A 21,382-nucleotide genomic window follows, 5' to 3' on the forward strand; every position below is an offset into this window, starting at 1 on the left:
CCGTCACAGGCAATAAATCCCGATAAGGTAAACTCCCCTCGCAACAACCCAACCGCACCCTGCGGTTTTCAAGGTTTTTCGAGGAGTCAAAGTGAGTAACCGAGGTGAGCAGGCACTGCTCAAACAATCGACCATTCTGATGTTGGCCGTGGCGATTGCCGGGATCGTCACCGGTTTTGTTTCAGGTTCGCAATCCATCCTGTTCGATGGTTTTTTCTCGCTGATCGCAACGTTCATCAAAGTCCTGATGCTGATCACTGCCAAGTTGATCGCCAAGGAAAACAACCACCGTTTCCAGTTCGGTTTCTGGCACCTGGAGCCGATGGTGCTGCTGATCGAAGGCAGTTTCCTGATGTTGATCGCGATCTACGCGTTTCTCAACGGCGTGTTCGGCATCATCAACGGTGGCCGTGAGATCGAGTTGGGGCTGGTGATCATTTATGCGGCGGTGTTTACCGTTGTCGAATTCGCCTACTTCTTCTACGTGCGCCACCGCAACCGCACGCTCAAGTCCAGCCTGATCCAGTTCGACAACATCAGTTGGCTGGTGGACGCGATGCTGTCCGTCGGCCTGCTGGTCAGTTTCCTTGCGGCGCTGCTGCTCAAGTCTCAGGGCTATGGTCAATGGGCGGTGTATGTCGATCCGCTGATCCTGATCGTGCTGGCACTGACCATGTTGCCACCGGCGTTCAAGATCCTTGGCCCGGCGCTGCGCGATGTTTTGGGGATCGCCCCGGACACGCTGGATGATCAGGTGCGCCAGGTGATGGACGCGGCGAAAGCCCAACATGGTTTCGACGCTTACGTGTCCTACGTGCAGAAGCACGGGCGGGCGCGGTTTATCGAGATTCATGTGGTGTTGCCGGCGGATTACGCGCTGGGCAATGTCGGACAGCTGGATGCCTTGCGCGAGGAGATTTCCGCGAAGCTGGGCAAGCCGGATGCGGCGCGTTGGCTGACCATCAGCTTTACCGGGGACAAGAAGTGGATCGCCTAGCGACCGCGTAACGGCCATTCGTGAGCAGGCTCACTCCTACATTTGAAATGCGTTGCCCTGTAGGAGTGAGCCTGCTCGCGAAAGCTATTTGTCAGTCAGCGCAGATATTCAGCCAGGCCGCTATAGCAAGTCGCCAGGTGATACGGCGTAGTAGAAGGCATGTCCTTGCGACTCACCTCGCCCAATTCATCCCGACACTCATGCCAGCCACCTGCATGCAGAAACCGCTGCTGCAACGCCTGCAACTGGTGCAGTACTGCCGCTTCACTGCCCTGACGCAAGGTCAGCGCGCGCAGATATTCCGCCTGCGCCCAGATCCGCTGAGTCGAATCTCGCGGGCGTCCATCCGTTTCCAGATCAAGCATCGCCCGCACAGCGCCAGAGGGCTGCACCACACCGTATTGCTCGGTGAAGGCAAACGCCCGGTCCAGCGCCGCGTGCAGTTTCGAACCGCGCAGCGGGGATGAAGACTCGAGCAGGAAATACCATTCGAACTGATGCCCCGGCTCGTACCAGTTATCCACAGCGCCGAGCGGTTTCTCCATCAAAACGCCATATTGCGGATCGACGAATTGCTTGTGCATGGCTGTGCATAACTCCCACAGCGCTTTCTGCGTCTGGGCATCTTCGCGCACGGCGAGGGTGGCGAGAAAGGCTTCGGCCAGGTGCATCAACGGGTTCTGCAGGGGACCGGTTTGCAGGGTGGTCCAGTCGCGTTCCAGACAGGCTTCGTACAGGCCATCGCCGGTGGCGAAGCGTCGGCCAATGATTTCCAGCGCTGCATTGAGCGTCGACTCGACCAGCGAATCGCCGGACTTTCCCCAGTAATGCGCGCAGGCAAACAGGATAAAAGCGTGGGTGTAGAGGTCCTTGCGCTGATCCAGCGGCTTGCCCTGCGCGTCGATGCTGTAGAACCAGCCGCCATGCTCGGCATCATGAAAGTGCCGTTGCAAGGAGCGGAACAGCGCCGCGGCACGTACGTCAGCGTTATCCACAACCCCGATCAGACTGGAAAACAGATACAGCTGCCGCGCGCAGGCCATTGCCCGATAGCGCTGCGGTGGCAGCGGCTGGTGCGTGGCGTCCAGCGCCTCGTAGGGCAACGCCATGTCGGCGTTCCAGCCCGGACCTTGCCAGAGCGGCACGATCACGTTGACGAAGTGCTGTTGCACAGCGCCGAACAGGGCGGTCAATTCAGGCAGGGAGGTGGAGCGAGAAGCTTGGGGCATGGTCGGACGTCGTCACGGCTGGGGCGATTGCGCGACATGGTAGCAGAGAGCACCGCTTGAGAGAGGCGGTGTCGGTCAGACCGCTTTCGCGAGCAAGCCGCTCCCACAATTTAAGCCGGTTCCATCAGGAGAAATGCGGTCAAATGTGGGAGCGGGCTGGCTCGCGAAGCGGCCCTTTCAAACAATAGAGATCAGCCCGCCAGCAACCAGGCACCGGTCACTGCCGAGGCAGCACCAGCGAGGCGCACCAACGGTGCAGCCGCCTGAGGCAGGAAACGCACCACCGCGTAACCAGCGGCATGCAGTGCGGCCGTCGCAGCGACGAAACCTGCCGCATACGCCCAAGGACTGCTCATCTCCGGCAGCTCCAGGCCATGCGCCACACCGTGGAACAACGCAAACAGCGCCGTCGCCGCCACCGCCATGACCAGCGGCGGACGCACTGCCAGCGCCACTGCCAGGCCTAACGCCAGCACTGACGCGGCAATCCCGCTCTCCAGTGCAGGCAGTTCCAGCCCCTCAAAGCCAAGCAGCCCGCCGATCAGCATGGTGCCGACGAACGTGCACGGCAGCGCCCAGCGCGCGGCGCCTTGCTGCTGCGCGGCCCACAAGCCAACAGCGACCATCGCCAGCAAATGGTCGAGACCGCCAATCGGGTGGCTGATACCAGCGACCAGACCGCTGTCGCCATGCCCCGGGTGAGCGAAGGCCAGAGCCGGCGTCAGCAGCAGCGCCACGGCGCCCAGAATGCGTTTAAGAGTCATGAATAAGCTTCCTTGTTGAGCAGTGAATCAGGCTGCGGTCAGCAGGCCCTGACGTTCGATGAAGGCGATGATTTGCTCAAGGCCCTGACCGGTTTTCTGGTTGCTGAAGACAAACGGCTTGCCGTTGCGCATGCGTTGGGTATCGCTGTTCATCATCTCCAGCGAGGCGCCCACCAGCGGCGCCAGGTCGATCTTGTTGATCACCAGCAGATCGGACTTGCAGATCCCCGGCCCGCCCTTGCGCGGCAGCTTGTCGCCGGCCGAGACGTCGATCACGTAGATGGTCAGGTCGGACAGTTCCGGGCTGAAGGTCGCCGAGAGGTTGTCGCCGCCGGATTCCACCAGAATCAGATCCAGCCCCGGAAAGCGCCGGTTCAGTTGATCCACCGCTTCAAGGTTGATCGAGGCATCTTCGCGGATCGCTGTGTGCGGGCAGCCGCCGGTTTCCACGCCGATGATCCGCTCCGGGGCGAGGGCTTCGTTGCGCACCAGAAAGTCGGCGTCTTCGCGGGTGTAGATGTCGTTGGTGACCACGGCGAGGTTGTAGCGCTCGCGCAGTGCCAGGCACAGAGCCAGGGTCAACGCGGTTTTGCCGGAACCGACCGGGCCGCCGATGCCGACGCGCAGAGGTTGTGTGTTCATCAAGTGTTTCTCCTAAGAACGGAAAAGGCGGCTGTACTGGCGCTCATGGGCCATGCACGCCAGGGACAGGCCGAACGCGGCGCTGCCCATGTGGTCGGGATCAATACGGCTGGCGTCCAGCTGCGCCTGTTGCAGCAGTGGCAACAGTTCGCTGGTCAGGCGCTGGGCGGCTTGCTGACCCAGCGGCAAGGTTTTCATCAATACGGCGAGCTGGTTTTCCAGCCAGCTCCACAACCACGCGGCGAGGGCGTCTTGTGGGCTGATGCCCCAGGCTCGCGCGGCCAGCGCCCAGCACAGGGCCAGATGCGGTTCAGGGCATTGATCGAGAAAGTCGCGAGCGGCTGCGTCGAGTTCCGGCAAACCATTGAGCAACTGCTGCAACGAATAGCCCATCTGCCGGCTCTCCAGATGCAGTTCGCGCGTCTCGCGGCTGGCGCGATGGCTTTCGCACAGGATCTGCAGCTCGGCCCACTGTTCATCCGCCGCCGCCTGGCAATGCGCGAGCAGCAGTGGCGCTTCGAAGCGGGCGAGGTTGAGCAACAACTGATCGCTGATCCAGCGCCGCGCACAGTCCGGATTGTTCACGCGGCCGTTATCCACAGCCATTTCCAGGCCTTGCGAATAGCTGTAGCCGCCAATCGGCAATTGCGGACTGGCCAGGCGCAGCAGCGCCCAGGCCGGATTCACAGGCGTACGCCGAACTGATGGAGTTTCGGCGCGTAGTTGAAGTCTTCGTCGCCGTGACGTGAATGGTGATGGCCGCCGCCGTAGGCGCCGTGCTCGGGCTGGAAGGGCGCTTTGATCGCTTCGACCTGTGCACCCAGTTGTTCGAGCATGGCCTTGAGCACGTAATCGTCGAGCAGCCGTAGCCAGCCATCGCCGACTTGCAGGGCAACGTGACGGTTACCCAGGTGATAAGCGGCGCGGGTCAGTTCGAAGGCATTGGCGCAGGTGACGTGCAGCAGTTGCTCGGGGTGGGCGCAGACGCGGACGATGCGACCGTCTTCAGCCTGTAGGCATTCGCCGTCATACAGCGGCGACTGACCGCGCTCCAAAAACAACCCGACGTCTTCGCCTTCGGCACTGAAACAGCGCAAACGGCTTTTGCTCCGTGCTTCGAAGGTCAGGTGCAACTCGGCGGCCCAGACGGGTTGAGGGTCGATTCTGCGGTGAATCACCAGCATCGGAAAACTTCCAGCTATGGACAATACTCAGGCTAGAGCAAGGGCCTTGCCAATCGGGCGGGATGTAGGAAATCCCTGTCGGAGCGTAGTGGATGTTTCAAGATGTTGCGGGATTTTGGAATGTTTTGGTGCGTGAAGATTTTTTAATGCACCAAATGGAGGCTGTGACACCGAACCAAATGTGGGAGCGAGCTTGCTCGCGAAAGCGGTGGGTCAGTGATTTAGAAGTTGGCTGACACGACGCCTTCGCGAGCAAGCTCGCTCCCACAGGGGATTTGGTCTGGGCTGAAATAAAGGAAGGTTATTCGGTACTGCCCAAACCCTGCCAATGCTTAAGCCCGATAAAGATGAAGCGCAGCTGCTGGGTGATCTTCGCCTGTGGCGTCAAATGCTCCGGCAGGGCTTCGGCGGGCGGGTCGATGATGTCGGGAAGGGTGGCGAACACCGATTTGACGATCAGATCTGCCATCACGCTCAAGCCCTCGGCATCCAGATGCTGCAGCTTGGGCATCATCGTCAGGTCGGCCGCCAGGTCGGAGCTGATGTTCTCGCGCAACCGTCCGATTGCCTGACGCACCGGCAGCGAGCCGCCGTACTGTTCACGGGCGAGAAACAGGAATTGCGAGCGATTGGCGCTGACCACGTCGAGGAAGATCCGCACCGAGGCATCGATGATGCCGCCCATGACGAATTCGTTGTGACGCACCAAGCGGATGGTTTCACGGAAGGTCTGGCCGACTTCACTGACCAGCACCAGGCCCAGTTCATCCATATCGGCAAAATGCCGGTAGAAACCGGTGGGCACGATCCCGGCGGTTTTGCTCACTTCGCGCAGGCTCAGGCTGCCGAATCCTCGGCCGCTTTCCATCAGGTGGCGGGCAGCGTCCATCAAGGCGTTGCGGGTCTGTTGTTTCTGTTCGGCGCGGGGCAGCATCGCAGGGTGTGTTCTTTGGCAGGACAAGCGCCGCACTCTAGCAAATCGGCTTTGTCGGCGTCGAACGGGAGGACGTGGAGCAAGAGATTTCATCAGCCAGAAAAGTCAAAAGCCCAATCCGGTGATTGGGCTTTTTTTCGCGGCCGCCATGGGCTTAGCTCAATTTGCTGTTGCGTTCGATGACACGGTCACCACCGCCTTCGGCGAGTGCTTGACCCAGTGGGGTTTTGTCGAAACCGTCGTCAGCCAGGGTTTGGCCTTGTGGCGTGCGCTCGCTACCGTCGGAAGCCAGGGTCTGGCCTTGTGGGGTGCGTTCGGTGCCGTCAGATGCCAGGGTCTGACCTTGTGGCGTGCGATCGCTGCCATCGGACGCGAGGGTTTGACCTTGTGGAGTCTTGTCGTAGCCGTCTTGAACCAGGCCTTTCTCTTCCAGACGTTCACGGCCGCCTTCAGCCAGAGTCTGGCCTTGTGGGGTACGGTCAGAACCATCAGCGGCTACGGTCTGGCTGAATACCGTGTGGCTGGATTTCACTTGCGGGGTCGCCTGATCGGCAGCGGGCAGGGCGAAAGCAGTGCTGGCTAGCATCGACAGGGTAAGGCTGAGCAGTAATTGGCGTTTCATGATGGGTTGCTCCTTGGGAGGGCGATAAAGTGGGTACGAGGGCAATGCTACTCTCGATAAGTCGATATAAAAGTTCATAAACGCAATGGTAATAATCAACAGAATTGATTGTTCTGCCGGGAGGCTCTAGAACGGGCCTTTGCGGGCGACGGTTTTGCACCGGGGTGGGTATTTTCGACTCACTCGCGCCTCGCAAAAGTGCGGGTCGCGGTAACACTGTTCGACTGTTTGGTCAGATTTCGCGCGATTTTTTGCGCGGTCATCGGCCTTTCGATTAAACCTGCGGCTGGTTTGCCAGTCGTAGATTTCATGAGGGCCGCTTTGGCCCGCCGTTTCAACCGTGCGCCGCAGTCTTTGCGTGCGGTCGTGATCAGGAGCTTTGTGCATGACGCGCACCGGAAAAATCTTCAGCTGGACCTTCGCCATCCTCGTGCTGCTACTGGCCGTGCTGGTGTTGATCATCGTGTTCTTCGACTGGAACCGGATCAAACCGCCACTCAACGCCAAAGTCTCGGAAGAACTGCACCGACCGTTTGCCATCAACGGCAACCTCGCGGTGATCTGGCAGCGCGAGCCGGACGAGGGCGGCTGGCGTGCGTGGGTGCCGTGGCCGCACGTGGTCGCTGAGGATTTGAGCCTGGGCAACCCGGACTGGTCGAAGAAGCCGCAAATGGTCACCCTGAAGCGCGTTGAACTGCGCATTTCGCCGCTGGCGTTGCTGGCGCAGCGGGTGGTGATTCCGCGCATCGACTTGACCGAACCCAACGCCGAATTGCAGCGCCTGGCCGATGGTCGAGCGAACTGGCTGTTCAAGTTCGATCCAAAGGATCCGAACGCTGAGCCGTCAAATTGGGTGGTCGATATCGGCGCCATCGGTTTCGACAAGGGCCATGTCACGCTTGACGATCAGACGCTCAAGACCAACCTCGATGTCTTGATCGATCCGCTGGGCAAGCCGATCCCGTACAGCGACATCGTCGGTGCCAAAGCGGCGAAGACTGCGCAGGACAAGGGCGGCGCACCGCAGGATTACGCATTTGCCTTGAAGGTCAAAGGCCAATACCACGGCCAGAACCTGGCCGGTCAGGGCAAGATCGGCGGTCTGCTCGCCTTGCAGGATGCGAGCAAGCCATTCCCCTTGCAGGCCCAGGCGAAGATCGGCGACACCAGCATCGAACTGGCCGGCACGCTGACCGATCCGCTCAACCTCGGCGCCCTCGATCTGCGCCTGAAACTCGCCGGCGCCAGCCTCGGCAACCTTTATCCGTTGACTGGGGTGACCCTGCCGGACACCCCACCGTACTCCACCGACGGCCATTTGATCGCCAAGCTGCACGACGAAGCCGGGGCGAAATTCACCTACGAGCAGTTCAACGGCAAGATCGGCAGCAGCGACATCCACGGCGACCTCACCTACGTCGCCAGCCAGCCACGGCCGAAACTCAGCGGCGCGCTGCTCTCCAATCAACTGTTGTTCGCTGACCTCGCACCGCTGATCGGTGCCGATTCCAATGACAAGCAAAAGGCTCGTGGCGGCGAAAGCAAACAGCCGGCCGATAAAGTGCTGCCGGTGGAAGAGTTCAAGACTGATCGCTGGCGCGCGATGGACGCCGACGTCGAGTTCACCGGCAAGCGCATCGTCCACAGCGAGAAGCTGCCCTTCAACGACCTCTATACCCACCTGAAACTCAACGACGGTGAACTCAGCCTGGAGCCGCTGCGCTTCGGCGTCGCTGGCGGCAATCTCGATGCACAGATTCGCCTCAACGGTCGCACCGAGCCGCTCGAAGGTCGGGCCAAACTGACCGCGCGACGGTTCAAGCTGAAGGAGCTGTTCCCGACCTTTGAACCGATGAAAACCAGTTTTGGTGAGCTCAACGGTGACGCCGATATCACGGGTCGTGGCAACTCGGTGGCCAAGCTGCTGGGCGGGGCCAACGGCAAGTTGAAGATGTTGATCAACGATGGCGCGATCAGCCGTGAGCTGATGGAACTGGCCGGGCTCAACGTCGGCAACTATGTGGTCGGCAAGATCTTTGGCGACAAGGAAGTGAAGATCAATTGCGCGGCGGCGGACTTCGACATCAAGACTGGTCTGGCCACCACGCAGCTGTTTGTCTTCGATACCGAGAACGCGATCATCTATATCGACGGCACGGCGAACATGGCCACCGAGCAACTGGATCTGACGGTGACCCCGGAATCCAAAGGCTGGCGTTTGATTTCCCTGCGTTCGCCGTTGTACGTGCGCGGCAAGTTCATCAAGCCGGATGCCGGGGTGAAGGCCGTGCCACTGATGCTGCGTGGGGCGGGGATGGTTGCGCTGGGTGTGATCGCCGCGCCGGCGGCGGGGCTGCTGGCGCTGGTAGCGCCGAGTGGCGGTGAGCCGAATCAGTGTGCGCCGTTGCTGGAACAGATGAAGGCGGGCAAAGCACCCGTCACCGTCAAACCCACCCAATAGTCGGTGCCCGTAAGGGCCTCTTCGCGAGCAAGCTCGCTCCCACAGGGGACCGCATTCCTTCAGGTGGATGCGGTCGAATGTGGGAGCGAGCTTGCTCGCGAAGGCGGTTTAGAAGGTTTAGAGGTCGTTCAGGATGTCAGCCATGTCATCGGCATGCTCTTCTTCCTGCGCCAGAATATCTTCGAAAATACGCCGCGTAGTCGGGTCTTTCTCGCCGATGTACTGGATGATCTCGCGGTAGCTGTCGATGGCGATCCGCTCGGCCACGAGGTCTTCGTAGACCATCTCTTTGAGGGTGTTGCCGGCCACGTACTGCGCGTGGGACATCTTCGACAGCATGTCGGGGTTGAACTCGGGCTCGCCGCCCAATTGCACAATGCGCTCGGCCAGGCGGTCGGCGTGCTGGGCTTCCTGGGTGGCGTGTTCGAGAAACTCTTCGGCGGCCACGTGGGCTTTCACGCCGTTGGCCATGAAGTAGTGGCGCTTGTAGCGCAGCACGCAGACCAGTTCAGTGGCCAGCGATTCATTGAGCAAGCGCAGCACCTCTTCACGGTCGGCGCTGTAGCCTTCGGTGACGGCGCCGTTCTCGACGTGTTGGCGCGCACGGTCGCGCAAGGTTTGAACATCTGACAGATGCAGGTCGTCGCTCATTTCGATCTCCTGGAGGCTAATCCGATTGTCGCCACGTTCTGCGGACGCGGTCGCTACCTAAGCTGTGAGTCATGAGCGTTGCAAAAAGTTTTACCCGATTTGCGGCGACCTGGGTGCCAGTCCCGAGAGCAGCGCTTCTTCGCGCAACCAGGCAAAAAACGCCCGCACCGGTGGATGCCGTTCGCGCCCCGGCACACACAAAGCGCTGTAGCCGGCGCCATCGACTTGAACCTCACCCTTGTATGGCACGAGCAAACCGCTGACGACACTCTCCGACACCAGAATATTGCTCGCCAGCACCAGCCCTTGCCCGGCGATTGCCGCTTGCAGGGCGTAATGCTCCTCATCGTATTCGCGGATGGCCGGTTGCTGGTTCAACCAGTTTTCGCCGGCCTTGGCACACCAGGCTTCCCAGCCATGAGCGTAGAGCTTGGAGTTGTGCCAGCGCACGCTGATCAACGTGGGTGTGCGTCGCGAGGCCAGCGCCGCTTGCTCGGGCGAGCCGTACACGCCGAACGATTCATCGAACAGACACAGGCCATACAGATTCGGGTAATCGTCGAGGCTGTAGCGCAGGACCAGATCGACACTGGCGTCCTGATGCAGATCGATGACTTCGCAGTGAGTATCGAGGCGCACGTTGATGTTCGGATGCTGCGCATAGAAGCGCCCGAGGCGCGGCACCAGCCACAGCGCCGCGAATGCTGCGGTTGTCGACAGCGTCAGCGTGCTGCCGCTGCGTTGCGGGCGCAGCGTGTCGACGCTTTGCGCCACCTCCAGCAGCGCGCCGTGCAGGCTGCGAAACAGACGTTCGCCACCCTCGGTCAGGCGCACCTGGCGCGGCAGGCGTTCAAACAATGCGACGCCGAGCCAGTCTTCCAGCGAACGGATTTGATGAGAAATCGCGGTCGGCGTGACCGACAGTTCTTCGGCGGCCGCTTTAAAGCTGAGCAGCCGTGAAGCCGATTCAAAGGCGCGCAGGGCGGTCAGCGGAAGCGAGGCGAACATTGAAAACTCCATGGATGAAATGGATTCATCCCGACTGATTTTTGCTCATTTGAGAAGAACCATAGGCGGGCTGCAAGCTGGAAGCCACAAGCAGTTTGATTCTAGTCCCGAGGATTTACAGATGAGCAGAATTCTTGCGATTCATGCCAGCCCGCGTGGCGACCGTTCGCACTCGCGGCGCTTGGCGGAAAGTTTTCTCAGTGCCTGGCAGGTGCGCCATCCACAGGCGCAAGTCACCCGCCGCGAGGTCGGCCGAGCGCTGATTCCGGCGGTCAACGAGGCCTTTGTCGCTGCTGCGTTTTATCCAGAACCCGACGCGCGTCCATTGTCGATGCAGGCCGATCTGGCCCTGAGCGATCAACTGGTCGGCGAGTTGTTTGAGCATGACCTGCTGCTGATTTCCACGCCGATGTACAACTTCAGCGTGCCCAGCGGCCTCAAGGCCTGGGTCGATCAGATCGTACGCCTCGGCCTGACCTTCGACCACACGCTGGACAATGGCGTCGCGCAATACACCCCGCTGTTGCAGGGCAAAAAGGCGTTGATCGTCACCAGTCGCGGTGGTTTCGGTTTCGGACCGGGTGGTGAGCTGGAAACCTTGAACCACGCTGATCCATGGTTGCGTGCGGCGCTGGGGTTTATCGGCATCAACGACGTCAGCGTGGTTGCGGCCGAGGGCGAAGAGTCCGCCGAACGCACCTTCGCGGTGTCCGTTGCAGAGGCCGAGCAACGTCTGCTCAGCCTTGCCCGGGAGTTCTAGGTGGCCTGGCTGTTCCTGCTGGTCGCCGCCGGGTTTGAAGTGACCTTCGCCATGGGCATGAAGTACGCCGAAGGTTTTACCCGGCTCTGGCCATCGTTGATCACCGTGGTCGCGGCGATCGGCGGGATCTACTTTCTGACCCTGGCGATGCGCGAATTGCCGGTGAGCATTGCCTACCCGATCTGGACCGCGATCGGCTCACTGGGCACGGTGTTCCTCGGTTTTGCCTTGCTCGGTGAGAGCCTGACGCTGGTCAAACTGGTTTCAGTCGGGCTGATTGTGGCGGGGGTGGTGGGCCTGAAGTAGGCTGGTCGTTGAGTTGTCATCATCAGGGAGGATGCTTGGCGAGCGTTTTGCACGTCTGGCATCCACTCACCGACCACAAGGATGTTTGCTCATGTCGACGCGTTATCCACTGGTGCTGGTGCCCGGCATGCTCGGGTTTATCCGGCTGGTTCTCTATCCGTACTGGTACGGCATCATCAAAGCGCTGCGCCGGGGTGGGGCGACTGTGATTGCGGTGCAGGTGTCGCCGCTCAACTCAACAGAGGTGCGCGGCGAACAGTTGCTGGCGCGGATCGATGAGATCCTGCGCGAGACCGGGGCGCACAAGGTCAACCTGTTCGGCCACAGTCAGGGTTCCTTGACAGCGCGCTATGCGGCGGCGAAACGGCCGGATCTGGTGGCCTCGGTGACGTCGGTGGCCGGGCCGAATCATGGCTCGGAACTGGCCGACTATCTGCAACAACATTACCCGGCGGACAGCGCCAAGGGCCGTTTGCTTGAGGTGTTGCTGCGTATTGTCGGATGGCTGATGGCGCTGCTGGAAACCGGCTATCAAGGGCCGAAACTGCCGGTGGATATTCACGCCTCGCACCAATCGCTGACCACTGAGGGTGTGGCGCTGTTCAATCAGCGTTATCCACAGGGCTTGCCCGAGACGTGGGGCGGGCATGGGCCGGAGGAAGTTAACGGCGTGCGTTATTACTCATGGTCGGGGACGTTGCAGCCGGGCAAGACCGATCGCGGCGGGAATTTGTTTGACGGGACCAATCGCAGCTGCCGGTTGTTTGCGAAAACCTTCGTGCGTGAGCCAGGGCAATGTGACGGGATGGTCGGGCGCTACAGCTCGCATCTCGGCACGGTGATTGGCGATGACTATCCGCTGGATCATTTCGACATCGTCAATCAGTCGCTGGGACTGGTCGGCAAAGGGGCGGATCCGGTGCGGCTGTTTGTCGAGCATGCGGCACGGCTTGAGGCTGCCGGGCTTTAACCTGTAAGACCGAGCTATCGTTCATCGCGAGCAGGCTCACTCCTACAGGGGAACGCATTCCAAATGTAGGCCTTCGCCTGCTCGCGATGGGGCCAGGTCAGGCAACGCTGATTCGGTGGCCCAACACGGTCGTCCAGCGCTCGGAAAGAATTACCCCGCCCAAGGTCAGCAATCCGCCGACCAGGTGATACATCGCCAACTGTTCCTTCAACACCACCGCCGCAATCAGCGCGGTAATCAACGGCAGCAGGTTAAAGAACAACGTCGTGCGGCTCGGCCCCAGGCGTTGCACAGCCTGCATCCACGCCAGCGGCGCGAGCATCGATGCCAGCAGACACGCATACAACACCAGCGGAATGTTCTGCAGCGTCAAACCGGTCTTCGGCGAAGCGGCATACAGCGGAAATAGCACGACAATCGCCACCAGCACCTGCAAATACAGCAACACCAGCGGCGGCAGACGCAGCTGCCATTTTTTCAGCAACGTGCTGTAGATCGCATAGGCGAGGGTTGCGATCAGCATCATCGCATCGCCCATGTTCACGCCGTGCTGCAGCAGCGCGCCGAGGCTGCCGGACGACACCACCACCAGCACACCGGCAAACGACAACACGGCGCCGAACAAGGCACCGGCGGTCAGGCGCTGGCCGAGGCTGATGATCGCCATGGCCAGCGACATCAACGGCATCAGCGACAGGATAATGCCCATATTGGTGGCGGTAGTCAGGGTCGCGGCGAAGTAGGCGAGGCTTTGATACACCGCCATGCCCAGCACGCCGAGAATGAAAATCTTGCCCAGGTTCGGACGGATCTGCGGCCAGTGCGCGATCACCGCTTTGAGCATGAACGGGGTGAACAGCAAACCGGCGAGCAGCCAGCGGTAGAAACCGATCTCGGCGGGGAAAATCGCCCCGACCGCGAGTTTGTTGATCACTGTATTGCCAGCCCAGATAAAAATCGCCAGCAGCGGAAATGCGTATTGCATGAGTTGAAACCATTACGTTGATGAAGGGCAATTATCCCCTGTCTGGATGCAGGCCTATACTGCGAACCGGACAACCTGCCTCTGAAACCGGACAGCATGAACAGCAAGCACATCGATCTGCTGGATTTCAGCGAACTGCCGTCGGCGGTGTACTTCCGCTACGCCGACTTCAATGCCCACGAATTCGCCGCGCCGCACCGTCATCCGTGGGGCACGCTGGAGTACGCCGCTCATGGCGTGCTGCACATGGACGTCGACGGCAGCCGCTTCATGTCGCCGCCGCAGTACGCGGTGTGGGTGCCGCCGCAGGTCGAGCACAGTTTCTACAGCCATCAACCGGTCAACTATCGCGCGGTGTGCCTCGATCCGAAGGTCTGCGCCGAACTGCCGAAGCGCGCCTGTACCCTGGCGATCAGCGACATTCTCAAGGCGATTCTCAAAGACTTCGCCGCCCGTGACGTGAAGATTCCTGAACTTGATGCCGATCGGCGTCTGGCCCAGGTGCTGGTCGATCAATTACGACAGGCACCGGTGCATGAATGTTATCTGCCATACGCGAGCAGTCCGGGATTGCTGGCGATCCTCGATACCCTGCAGGCCGAGCCGGGTAACAATCAGCCGCTGGCGCATTGGGCGAAGCAGGTGCACGTCAGCGAGCGTACGCTGGCCCGACAGTTTGTTCGCGAACTGGGGATGAGTTTCGGCGAGTGGCGCCAGCGTGTGCGCTATCTTGCGGCGATCGAGGCGCTGGAGACTTCGCGCAGCGTGCAGGAAATCGCCTTCGATCTCGGTTACAGCAGCGGCTCGGCCTTCATCGCCATGTTCGCGCGGCAGGCCGGGTGTACGCCGGAGCAGTATCGGCGTAGCCATCTGGAAGGCAGGAAGGTGTAACAAGATTTGGCTACACTTCAGCAGAGGCTGCATCCATCGGTGCGGCGACAAGGAGAAAACTCCATGAAGATGTTGCGTGTGCCGTTGTTGATGATTGGTTTGCTCCTGTGTTCCCAGGGTTTCGCCGCCACGGCGCAACAGAACAAAATGACCACGTGCAATGCCGATGCGACCGCCAAGAGTCTGAAAGGCGATGAACGCAAAACCTTCATGAGCACCTGCCTCAAGGCAACGCCGGCGGCCAACGATGGCAAGGTCTTGACCCCGCAGCAGGAGAAAATGAAAACCTGCAACGCCGACGCAAAAACCAAAGCCCTGACCGGCGATGCGCGCAAGACGTTCATGAGTGATTGCCTGAAGAAAAAATAACCCGGTTCTGTGGGGTGTCAGGGTCGACGCGTGCGCTTGAGATTTGCCCTCACCCCTAACCCTCTCCCGGAGGGAGAGGGGACTGACCGCGTTGTTTTAAGACATTCGTCGACCTGAAAAAAACAGTCGATTATGGATTCCATATTGCTGTGTCAGGTCACTGGCTATCCAGCGCATCCCCCAATCGGTTCCCTCTCCCTCCGGGAGAGGGCTAGGGTGAGGGCTGGATCTCTGGCCGTGCAGCAAAACCCGAAACACCGCATATACCTAGTGCTCCCCCGGGAACGCTGGCAGACTGCCAATCCTTTTACGCCGTTCGTTTTGAGGCTGTATGCCAACGTTTTCTGAGCGTCATGTAGTGTTCTGGGTCAGTTGCATCATCATTTTCGGCGGTTTGCTGCTGGTGCTGCCGCTGCGCTTGTTACCGAGCCTGCTGGCCGGGCTGCTGGTATTCGAACTGGTCAACATGCTCACCCCGCAACTGCAACGGCTGATCGAAGGCCGCCGCGCGCGTTGGCTGGCGGTGGCATTGCTGGGCACGCTGGTCGTCAGCGTACTGGCGTTGATCTTCGCCGGCGCGATCAGTTTTCTGCTGCATGAAGCGGAAAACCCCGGCGCTTCCCTCGACAAGTTCATGGGCGTGGTCGACCGTGCGCGCGGGCAATTGCCACCTTTTATTGACGCCTATCTGCCGGCGAGTGCTGCGGAATTTCGCGTGGCAATTGGCGAGTGGATGAGCAAGCACCTGTCCGACCTGCAACTGGTCGGCAAAGACGCGGCACACATGTTCGTGACGTTGCTGATCGGCATGGTACTTGGTGCGATCATCGCCTTGCAGCGCATCCCCGATGTCACCAAACGCAAACCGCTGGCGGCGGCGCTGTTCGACCGTTTGCACCTGCTGGTGCAGGCCTTCCGCAACATCGTCTTCGCGCAGATCAAGATTTCCCTGCTCAACACCTTCTTCACCGGGATCTTCCTGGCGGTGATCCTGCCGATGTTCGGCATCAAGCTGCCGCTGACCAAAACCCTGATCGTGCTGACCTTCCTGCTCGGCCTGCTGCCGGTGATCGGCAATCTGATGTCGAACACGCTGATTACTATCGTCGGCCTGTCACTGTCGATCTGGGTGGCGATTGCCGCGCTGGGTTATCTGATTTTTATCCACAAGCTCGAGTACTTCCTCAACGCGCGCATTGTCGGCGGGCAGATCAGTGCCAAGTCGTGGGAGTTGCTGCTGGCGATGCTGGTGTTCGAAGCCGCGTTCGGCCTGCCGGGAGTGGTGGCGGGGCCGATCTATTACGCGTACCTGAAGAGTGAGTTGAAGCTGGGCGGGATGGTTTGATCTGGTAGAACTATTTGCCTGAGCTGACGCTTTCGCGAGCAAGCTCGCTCCCACATGGGATTGCATTTCAACTGAAGGAATGCGGTCAAATGTGGGAGCGAGCTTGCTCGCGAATGGCGCGCCGCCGATTCTGGATCAGGTCATCGAACCGTAGCGCTTCATCGCTTCAATCGCCAGACCGCTACCAATGCTGCCGAAGATATTCCCTTCAACATGCCGTGCATTCGGCAACATCGCCGAGACGCTGTTGCGCAGTGCCGGAATGCCGCTCGAACCACCGGTGAAGAACACCGTGTCGACCTGATCCACCGCCACACCGGCGTCGTTCAACAGCTGGGTAACGCTGCCGCGCACGCGCTCGAGCAGCGCATCGATCGCCGATTCAAACAGCGCACGGGTCAGCTCAACACTCAAACCGGCCTCGATCCGGTCCAGCGGCACATGGCGGCTGTCGGTGTGGGTCAGCTGGATCTTGGTTTCTTCGACTTCCATCGCCAGCCAGTGCCCGGCACGCTGTTCGATCAGCTTGAACAGGCGATCGATGCCGCCGGTGTCTTCGATGTCGTAGCGCATGCTGCCCAGCGCCAGGCTGGATTTCTGCGAGTACACCGAGTTGATGGTGTGCCAGGTCGCCAGGTTCATGTGGTGGCTGGTCGGCATGTAGGCGCCGCTCTTCATCCGGCTGCCGTAGCCGAACAGCGGCATCAGGCCTTGCAGGCTCAGCTGTTTGTCGAAGTCGGTCCCGCCGATGTGCACACCGCCAGTGGCGAGGATGTCATCGTGACGGTTATCCAGGCCACGACGCTGCGGCGACAGGCGCACCAGCGAGAAGTCGGACGTACCACCGCCGATGTCGACGATCAGCACCAGCTCTTCTTTCTCGATGGTCGACTCGTAGTCGAAGGCCGCCGCGATCGGTTCGTACTGGAACGACACGTCTTTGAAGCCGATCTTGCGCGCCACTTCCACGAGGGTGTCTTCAGCCTCCTGGTCGGCCAGCGGGTCGTCATCGACGAAGAACACCGGACGCCCGAGGACTACTTGTTCGAATTCCCGACCGGCGGCGCTTTCGGCGCGGCTCTTCAACTGGCCGATGAACAAGCCGAGCAAGTCCTTGAACGGCATTGCCGTGCCGAGCACGCTGGTGTCGTGTTTGATCAACTTGGAACCGAGCAGGCTTTTCAGCGAGCGCATCAGCCGGCCTTCGTAGCCTTCCAGATACTCGTGCAGCGCCAGACGACCGTACACCGGGCGGCGTTCCTCGAGGTTGAAGAAGACCACCGACGGCAGGGTGATCTTGTCGTCTTCCAGCGCGATCATCGTTTCCATGCCGGGGCGCAGCCAGCCGACGGTGGAGTTGGACGTGCCGAAGTCGATGCCGCAGGCACGGGCTGGAGAGGCGTCTTTCATGTCTTTCGGTTCCGGTCAAAAAAACGGCCGCGCAGTGTATGTCAGTGCGCGCCAGATTCGAAGGCCGGTCATCTGCTATTTCACGACTAAACTGCCTTGAAACCCCAGGCTTTGCCCCAAACTTGCTGGCATGGGCCGGCAGAACCACCGGCGGTCGCAAGAACCGCCGTCCACTGCCGATAAACTTCTGCTGCGCCACCCGGTCACAACTTTGAGATCGGTCAACCCGGCACGCGCGAATTGGCGCATGCTGGCATCGGCGCGAAATCGATAACGGATGGTGATTCCTTCGATGGACTTCAAAGACTATTACAAGATACTCGGCGTGGAGCCGACAGCAGACGACAAGGCAATCAAGGCTGCCTATCGCAAGCTGGCGCGCAAATACCACCCCGATGTCAGCAAGGAAAAGGACGCCGAGGCCAAATTCAAAGACGCCTCGGAAGCCTATGAAGCACTGAAAAGCGCCGACAAACGCGCCGAATACGACGAGCTGCGGCGCTATGGCCAGCACGGTCAGCCGTTCCAGGGCCCGCCGGGCTGGCAGAGCCGTGGCGGTTTTGGCGGCGGCGGTGGCGACACCGGCGACTTCTCGGACTTCTTCAGTTCGATCTTCGGTAATCGCGGCCCCGGTTTCGGTGGCGGCGAAGGCCGGCAATCACGCAGTGCAGGGCGCCGGGGACAAGACGTGGAAATGGAACTGCCGATCTTCCTTGAAGAAACGCTTTCGAACGAGTCCAAGAAAGTTACCTTCCAGGTGCCGCAATACAATGCCCACGGCCAGCACGTCAGCAACACCAGCAAGAGTCTGAACGTGAAGATTCCGGCCGGTGTGACTGACGGCGAGCGCATCCGCCTCAAAGGTCAGGGGGCACCGGGCGTCGGTGGCGGGGCGAATGGCGATCTGTACCTGACCATTCGTTTTGCGCCGCACCCGAAATTCGATGTTGAAGGCGAAAACCTGATCATCACCTTGCCGCTGGCGCCGTGGGAGTTGGCGCTGGGCACCGAAGTGGCCGTGCCGACCCTGACCGGCAAGATCAACCTCAAGGTTCCGGCCGGCAGCCAGAACGGCCAGCGTATACGTGCCAAAGGACATGGTCTGAAAAACAAGGCCGGCGAACGTGGCTTTCTGTTCATCCAGTTCAAGGCCGTGATGCCGAAAGCCGCTGACGATGAAGTCAAGGCGCTGTGGCAAGAACTGGCGAAGAAAGCCGCCTTCGATCCGCGAGAGAACTTCTGAACCCGACGACGGAGTAGCCCATCATGAGCAGCCCCCTGATCGTTCAACTGGACCTGGCAGAATTCTGTGAGGCGGCCGACCTGTCGGACGTCTACGTGATCGAAATCGTCGAGCACGGCATCCTCGAACCTCAGGGTGCGCAGCCCCGGGAATGGCGCTTCACCGATTACGAATTGGCTCTGGCCAAACGTGCGGCGAAGTTGCGCCGTGATCTGGAGCTGGAGTGGGAGGGCGTTGCACTGGCGTTGAATCTGCTGGAGGAAGTGCAAGAATTGCGTGCCGAGAATCGCATGTTGCGCCAGCGCTTGGGGCGTTTGGTGATCGAGTAGTTCCTCAATCGTTCGTACGGGGAGTGACCGGCCCTGTTGGCGAAGCTCACCGCGCTCGAACACGGTCTTTGTATGCGGGTATTTCTTCGATTTCATCCAGTCAATCGGTCTGCTAGTTTCCGGTAAGGATCGGCAAGGGATGCCGATGACGCAGCGCCATTTTCAGGTGGTGCTGTGTCCTTCTTACAAGGAAACGTACTGATGCGAATCAAACCAGAACCACCGACCACGATCATTATCGATGTGCCCCAGCCACCGTGCGCTCCTGCCGATTCGGCCCTGTCCATGGCCGGTACAGAGCATTGTCTCGCGCTGCACCCGAATGTCGAAGTCGAAGGCGACAATCTGCTCATGACCCTGCCGGTGGCGCCGTGGGAGTTGGCGCTGGGCGCTGAAGTGACCGTGCCGACCCCCGCCGGGCAGATCAATCTGCGGATCCCGGCCACCACACGGAATGGCCAGCGCCTGCGCCTCACGGGTCATGGTCTGAGAAAACTGACCGGAGAGCGCGGGCATCTGTTCGTGCATCTCAGCGCCGTGATGCCCCAAGCCTCGGGCGATGAGGTCAAGGCGCTGTGGCGCGCACTGGCGGAGAAAGCGGCGTTCAATCCGCGAGAGGATTTCTAGAGCTGTCGACGGGGTAGCTCGCCATGAGCCACCCCGATCACGCTTTCCAGTGAATAATGTTGTCAGGTATTTCCCTCGCTATTGAGCGACAGCAGGGTCTGGTAATTTCTCGGCACAGGTCGGAAGGATACCGACTGTCGCAGCGCCAGCCATGTCGACCGGTGCTGCGCCAACCTGCAAGGAAGACCCTGTATGCCAGTCAGACCCAAGCCGCCCAAAGCGGGCGCAATCGATGCAAACACGCCAGCGCACACGCCCGTCGATTCGCCTCCCCACGCTACTGAAACAATACGTCTTACCCCTGATCCGCTCATCCGCAAGACTTCGCCCGAGTCCAGTGAGTCAGGCAGTGGTACATCGCAGACTCAAGGCGCCGCCGCGACGCGAAATGTGCAGGTCCAACCTTCGCCGTCTCCTTTCGTGGCGGTCTCGACGGCAACAGCCCCTGCTCTGAAGGACTACCTGATTTCATCAGCGAGCACATTACCCGAAGCCGACGCGCAGGGATTGCGCCTGTTCAAGGGACGCCACTACGTCGATGTACAGGGTGGCGGTACCGCGCTGATCGGCATTGATGCCGAAACCGGTCTGCACCGGGCCAGGCTGGCCAGCGAGCTGCAACCCTCCGGCCCCGTACTGGCCCATGATCCTTCGAGCAACCGCTGGTATCCGCTGGAGGATTTCAGCGAATCCGCTGACGGCGTTGTGGTGATACCACGCGAAGACCGCCGGGTGGCCCGGCACAGTGATGAGCAATACGAGCCGGCGCTTGAAGAACTGTCCGGCGAACTGGCTGGTGCGGACGAAACGTTTTATCTGGCCTCTGAATCCATGCCGATCAAACCGTATACCGCCGAAGAACTACGCAGGATGCGCAGTGAAACGCCCTATTCATTCCTTGCCAATCGACTGGGCAGCTACAACCGCTCCAATAACGGCAAGTATCCGCTCAGGGACATTGCTGGCCGACCGATTCGCATCAGGAAATTGCAAAACAAAGTGCGTTTCGAAAACGGCGATCAATACACGTCCGAACAGATCAAGCCTTACATCAAGTTTGGCGAGTATGAAAATGTCGCGCGGTTGTATGAGGAAAAGCTGCAATGGCGTGTGTTCACCGAGGAAGATGTCAAAGTCCCCGGAGAGCGGGCATTGATCGGCCAGTCGATGGTGGTGGCCAATCGGCGCCTCGCCAAAGGCGAGGCGATCGGCGTCTACGGTGGCGTTATTACGCCGGCGCGCTATGTCTCACCCCGCGAACAGACCTTCACCATGCTGGCGGGCGTGCGCTATCGGTATGGCCCGGGACAGTTGATACCCGATCCGCTGGCGATATTGGGTGACACCATCATGTCCAGAATCAATTCCAACTTTGAATATGACGCGACGGGCAAGCCTGTGCGTCAGGCGAAGGAGGGATATAACGTTGAACTCGTGCCGTTCAATGTCGAAGCGCAACAATGGATCGGTAAGGAGCTGGTGACCAGGGATTTCATTCTCAACGCCGTGTTTGCCAGTCAGGACATACCGGCGGGTGCTGAATTACGCATGGATTACAACTACAGCGAACAGCAGATGTCGTGGGCATTCCCATAATCGCGTAATGATCGTTTCTGAATACGGACCTGCACGTCCGTATTCAGAGTATGCGGCCT

The 21,382-nt window shown here is 60.2% G+C and carries 22 protein-coding genes and 1 pseudogene; 12 read left to right on the plus strand and 11 right to left on the minus strand.

The genetic code is table 11. From position 1 onward, the window contains the following. Window positions 1–91 precede the first annotated feature (91 nt). Window positions 92–997: a cation diffusion facilitator family transporter gene (locus ACM6IV_RS21765; protein WP_414871578.1), complete on the plus strand. Its 906-nt coding sequence runs from the start codon at window positions 92–94 to the stop codon at window positions 995–997. Between the two features lie 95 nt (window positions 998–1,092). Here the strand turns inward: ACM6IV_RS21765 and ACM6IV_RS21770 are convergent, their stop codons facing one another. From ACM6IV_RS21770 to ACM6IV_RS21800, 7 genes are all read right to left on the minus strand, one after another. Further along, entirely contained in the window at window positions 1,093–2,226 is a 1,134-nt protein-coding gene (locus ACM6IV_RS21770) for an AGE family epimerase/isomerase (RefSeq protein ID WP_414871579.1), read from the minus strand. Window positions 2,227–2,417: 191 nt separating this feature from the next. Next, window positions 2,418–2,990 (minus strand): HupE/UreJ family protein, encoded by a 573-nt coding sequence (locus tag ACM6IV_RS21775; RefSeq protein WP_414871580.1) that lies wholly within the window; start codon window positions 2,988–2,990, stop codon window positions 2,418–2,420. Window positions 2,991–3,017: 27 nt separating this feature from the next. Continuing rightward, window positions 3,018–3,632 carry an urease accessory protein UreG gene (gene ureG / locus ACM6IV_RS21780; RefSeq protein WP_007979691.1) on the minus strand — a complete coding sequence of 205 codons (615 nt, stop codon included), beginning with the start codon at window positions 3,630–3,632 and terminating at the stop codon, window positions 3,018–3,020. 12 nt (window positions 3,633–3,644) lie between these two features. After that, window positions 3,645–4,319: an urease accessory protein UreF gene (locus ACM6IV_RS21785; RefSeq protein WP_414871581.1), complete on the minus strand. Its 675-nt coding sequence runs from the start codon at window positions 4,317–4,319 to the stop codon at window positions 3,645–3,647. Continuing rightward, a complete protein-coding gene (gene ureE / locus ACM6IV_RS21790; protein WP_414871582.1) occupies window positions 4,316–4,816 on the minus strand; it encodes an urease accessory protein UreE in 501 nt (166 codons plus the stop codon). The genes ACM6IV_RS21785 and ureE overlap by 4 nt, the downstream gene beginning before the upstream one ends. Window positions 4,817–5,117: 301 nt before the next feature. Beyond that, window positions 5,118–5,750, minus strand: coding sequence for a TetR family transcriptional regulator (locus ACM6IV_RS21795; protein WP_414871583.1), 633 nt, complete (start codon window positions 5,748–5,750; stop codon window positions 5,118–5,120). Between the two features lie 154 nt (window positions 5,751–5,904). Next, window positions 5,905–6,372, minus strand: coding sequence for a hypothetical protein (locus ACM6IV_RS21800; protein ID WP_414871584.1), 468 nt, complete (start codon window positions 6,370–6,372; stop codon window positions 5,905–5,907). A 385-nt stretch (window positions 6,373–6,757) separates the two neighbouring features. On the opposite strand from ACM6IV_RS21800, the gene ACM6IV_RS21805 reads away from it, so the two are divergent. Then, window positions 6,758–8,833: an AsmA family protein gene (locus ACM6IV_RS21805; protein WP_414871585.1), complete on the plus strand. Its 2,076-nt coding sequence runs from the start codon at window positions 6,758–6,760 to the stop codon at window positions 8,831–8,833. A gap of 117 nt (window positions 8,834–8,950) precedes the next feature. On the opposite strand, the gene ACM6IV_RS21810 is transcribed toward ACM6IV_RS21805, so the two are convergent. Continuing rightward, entirely contained in the window at window positions 8,951–9,484 is a 534-nt protein-coding gene (locus ACM6IV_RS21810) for a ferritin-like domain-containing protein (RefSeq protein ID WP_122606555.1), read from the minus strand. A 90-nt stretch (window positions 9,485–9,574) separates the two neighbouring features. Continuing rightward, window positions 9,575–10,504: a LysR substrate-binding domain-containing protein gene (locus ACM6IV_RS21815; protein WP_414871586.1), complete on the minus strand. Its 930-nt coding sequence runs from the start codon at window positions 10,502–10,504 to the stop codon at window positions 9,575–9,577. Between the two features lie 109 nt (window positions 10,505–10,613). On the opposite strand from ACM6IV_RS21815, the gene ACM6IV_RS21820 reads away from it, so the two are divergent. The 3 genes from ACM6IV_RS21820 to ACM6IV_RS21830 all read left to right on the plus strand — a co-directional run bounded on the left by ACM6IV_RS21820 (window position 10,614) and on the right by ACM6IV_RS21830 (window position 12,528). Further along, the gene (locus tag ACM6IV_RS21820) at window positions 10,614–11,252 is read left to right on the plus strand and encodes an FMN-dependent NADH-azoreductase (protein ID WP_414871587.1); all 639 of its coding nucleotides are present in this window, start codon (window positions 10,614–10,616) and stop codon (window positions 11,250–11,252) included. Next, on the plus strand, window positions 11,253–11,558 hold the full coding sequence (locus ACM6IV_RS21825; protein WP_414871588.1) for a DMT family transporter: 306 nt from the start codon (window positions 11,253–11,255) through the stop codon (window positions 11,556–11,558). Between the two features lie 91 nt (window positions 11,559–11,649). Then, complete coding sequence (locus ACM6IV_RS21830) at window positions 11,650–12,528, plus strand: alpha/beta fold hydrolase (protein ID WP_414871589.1); 879 nt, start codon at window positions 11,650–11,652, stop codon at window positions 12,526–12,528. Window positions 12,529–12,625: 97 nt separating this feature from the next. On the opposite strand, the gene ACM6IV_RS21835 is transcribed toward ACM6IV_RS21830, so the two are convergent. Further along, the gene (locus ACM6IV_RS21835; RefSeq protein WP_414871590.1) at window positions 12,626–13,513 is read right to left on the minus strand and encodes a DMT family transporter; all 888 of its coding nucleotides are present in this window, start codon (window positions 13,511–13,513) and stop codon (window positions 12,626–12,628) included. Window positions 13,514–13,609: 96 nt separating this feature from the next. Between ACM6IV_RS21835 and ACM6IV_RS21840 the strand changes: the two genes are divergently transcribed. The 3 genes from ACM6IV_RS21840 (at window position 13,610) to ACM6IV_RS21850 (ending at window position 16,118) form a co-directional block, all read left to right on the plus strand. Next, on the plus strand, window positions 13,610–14,404 hold the full coding sequence (locus ACM6IV_RS21840; protein ID WP_414871591.1) for an AraC family transcriptional regulator: 795 nt from the start codon (window positions 13,610–13,612) through the stop codon (window positions 14,402–14,404). A 63-nt stretch (window positions 14,405–14,467) separates the two neighbouring features. Next, window positions 14,468–14,773, plus strand: a complete 306-nt coding sequence (locus tag ACM6IV_RS21845) for a PsiF family protein (RefSeq protein ID WP_414871592.1) — start codon at window positions 14,468–14,470, stop codon at window positions 14,771–14,773. Window positions 14,774–15,104: 331 nt separating this feature from the next. Then, window positions 15,105–16,118, plus strand: a complete 1,014-nt coding sequence (locus tag ACM6IV_RS21850) for an AI-2E family transporter (RefSeq protein ID WP_007915933.1) — start codon at window positions 15,105–15,107, stop codon at window positions 16,116–16,118. A 135-nt stretch (window positions 16,119–16,253) separates the two neighbouring features. Here the strand turns inward: ACM6IV_RS21850 and ACM6IV_RS21855 are convergent, their stop codons facing one another. Then, complete coding sequence (locus ACM6IV_RS21855; RefSeq protein WP_414871593.1) at window positions 16,254–17,528, minus strand: Hsp70 family protein; 1,275 nt, start codon at window positions 17,526–17,528, stop codon at window positions 16,254–16,256. A 292-nt stretch (window positions 17,529–17,820) separates the two neighbouring features. Here ACM6IV_RS21855 and ACM6IV_RS21860 point away from each other — a divergent pair, with 292 nt between their 5' ends. The 4 genes and pseudogenes from ACM6IV_RS21860 to ACM6IV_RS21875 all read left to right on the plus strand — a co-directional run bounded on the left by ACM6IV_RS21860 (window position 17,821) and on the right by ACM6IV_RS21875 (window position 21,323). Continuing rightward, on the plus strand, window positions 17,821–18,771 hold the full coding sequence (locus tag ACM6IV_RS21860) for a DnaJ C-terminal domain-containing protein (RefSeq protein ID WP_414871594.1): 951 nt from the start codon (window positions 17,821–17,823) through the stop codon (window positions 18,769–18,771). A 23-nt stretch (window positions 18,772–18,794) separates the two neighbouring features. Further along, the gene (locus tag ACM6IV_RS21865; protein ID WP_414871595.1) at window positions 18,795–19,100 is read left to right on the plus strand and encodes a chaperone modulator CbpM; all 306 of its coding nucleotides are present in this window, start codon (window positions 18,795–18,797) and stop codon (window positions 19,098–19,100) included. A gap of 309 nt (window positions 19,101–19,409) precedes the next feature. Continuing rightward, window positions 19,410–19,727 (plus strand): annotated as a pseudogene (locus ACM6IV_RS21870) (DnaJ C-terminal domain-containing protein); the annotation flags it as partial. Between the two features lie 192 nt (window positions 19,728–19,919). Next, window positions 19,920–21,323, plus strand: a complete 1,404-nt coding sequence (locus ACM6IV_RS21875) for a hypothetical protein (RefSeq protein WP_414871596.1) — start codon at window positions 19,920–19,922, stop codon at window positions 21,321–21,323. Window positions 21,324–21,382: the final 59 nt, after the last annotated feature.

Origin of the sequence: Pseudomonas sp. IT-347P, assembly GCF_949768005.1 — a bacterium.
In the GTDB taxonomy this organism is placed as follows: Bacteria; Pseudomonadota; Gammaproteobacteria; order Pseudomonadales; family Pseudomonadaceae; genus Aquipseudomonas.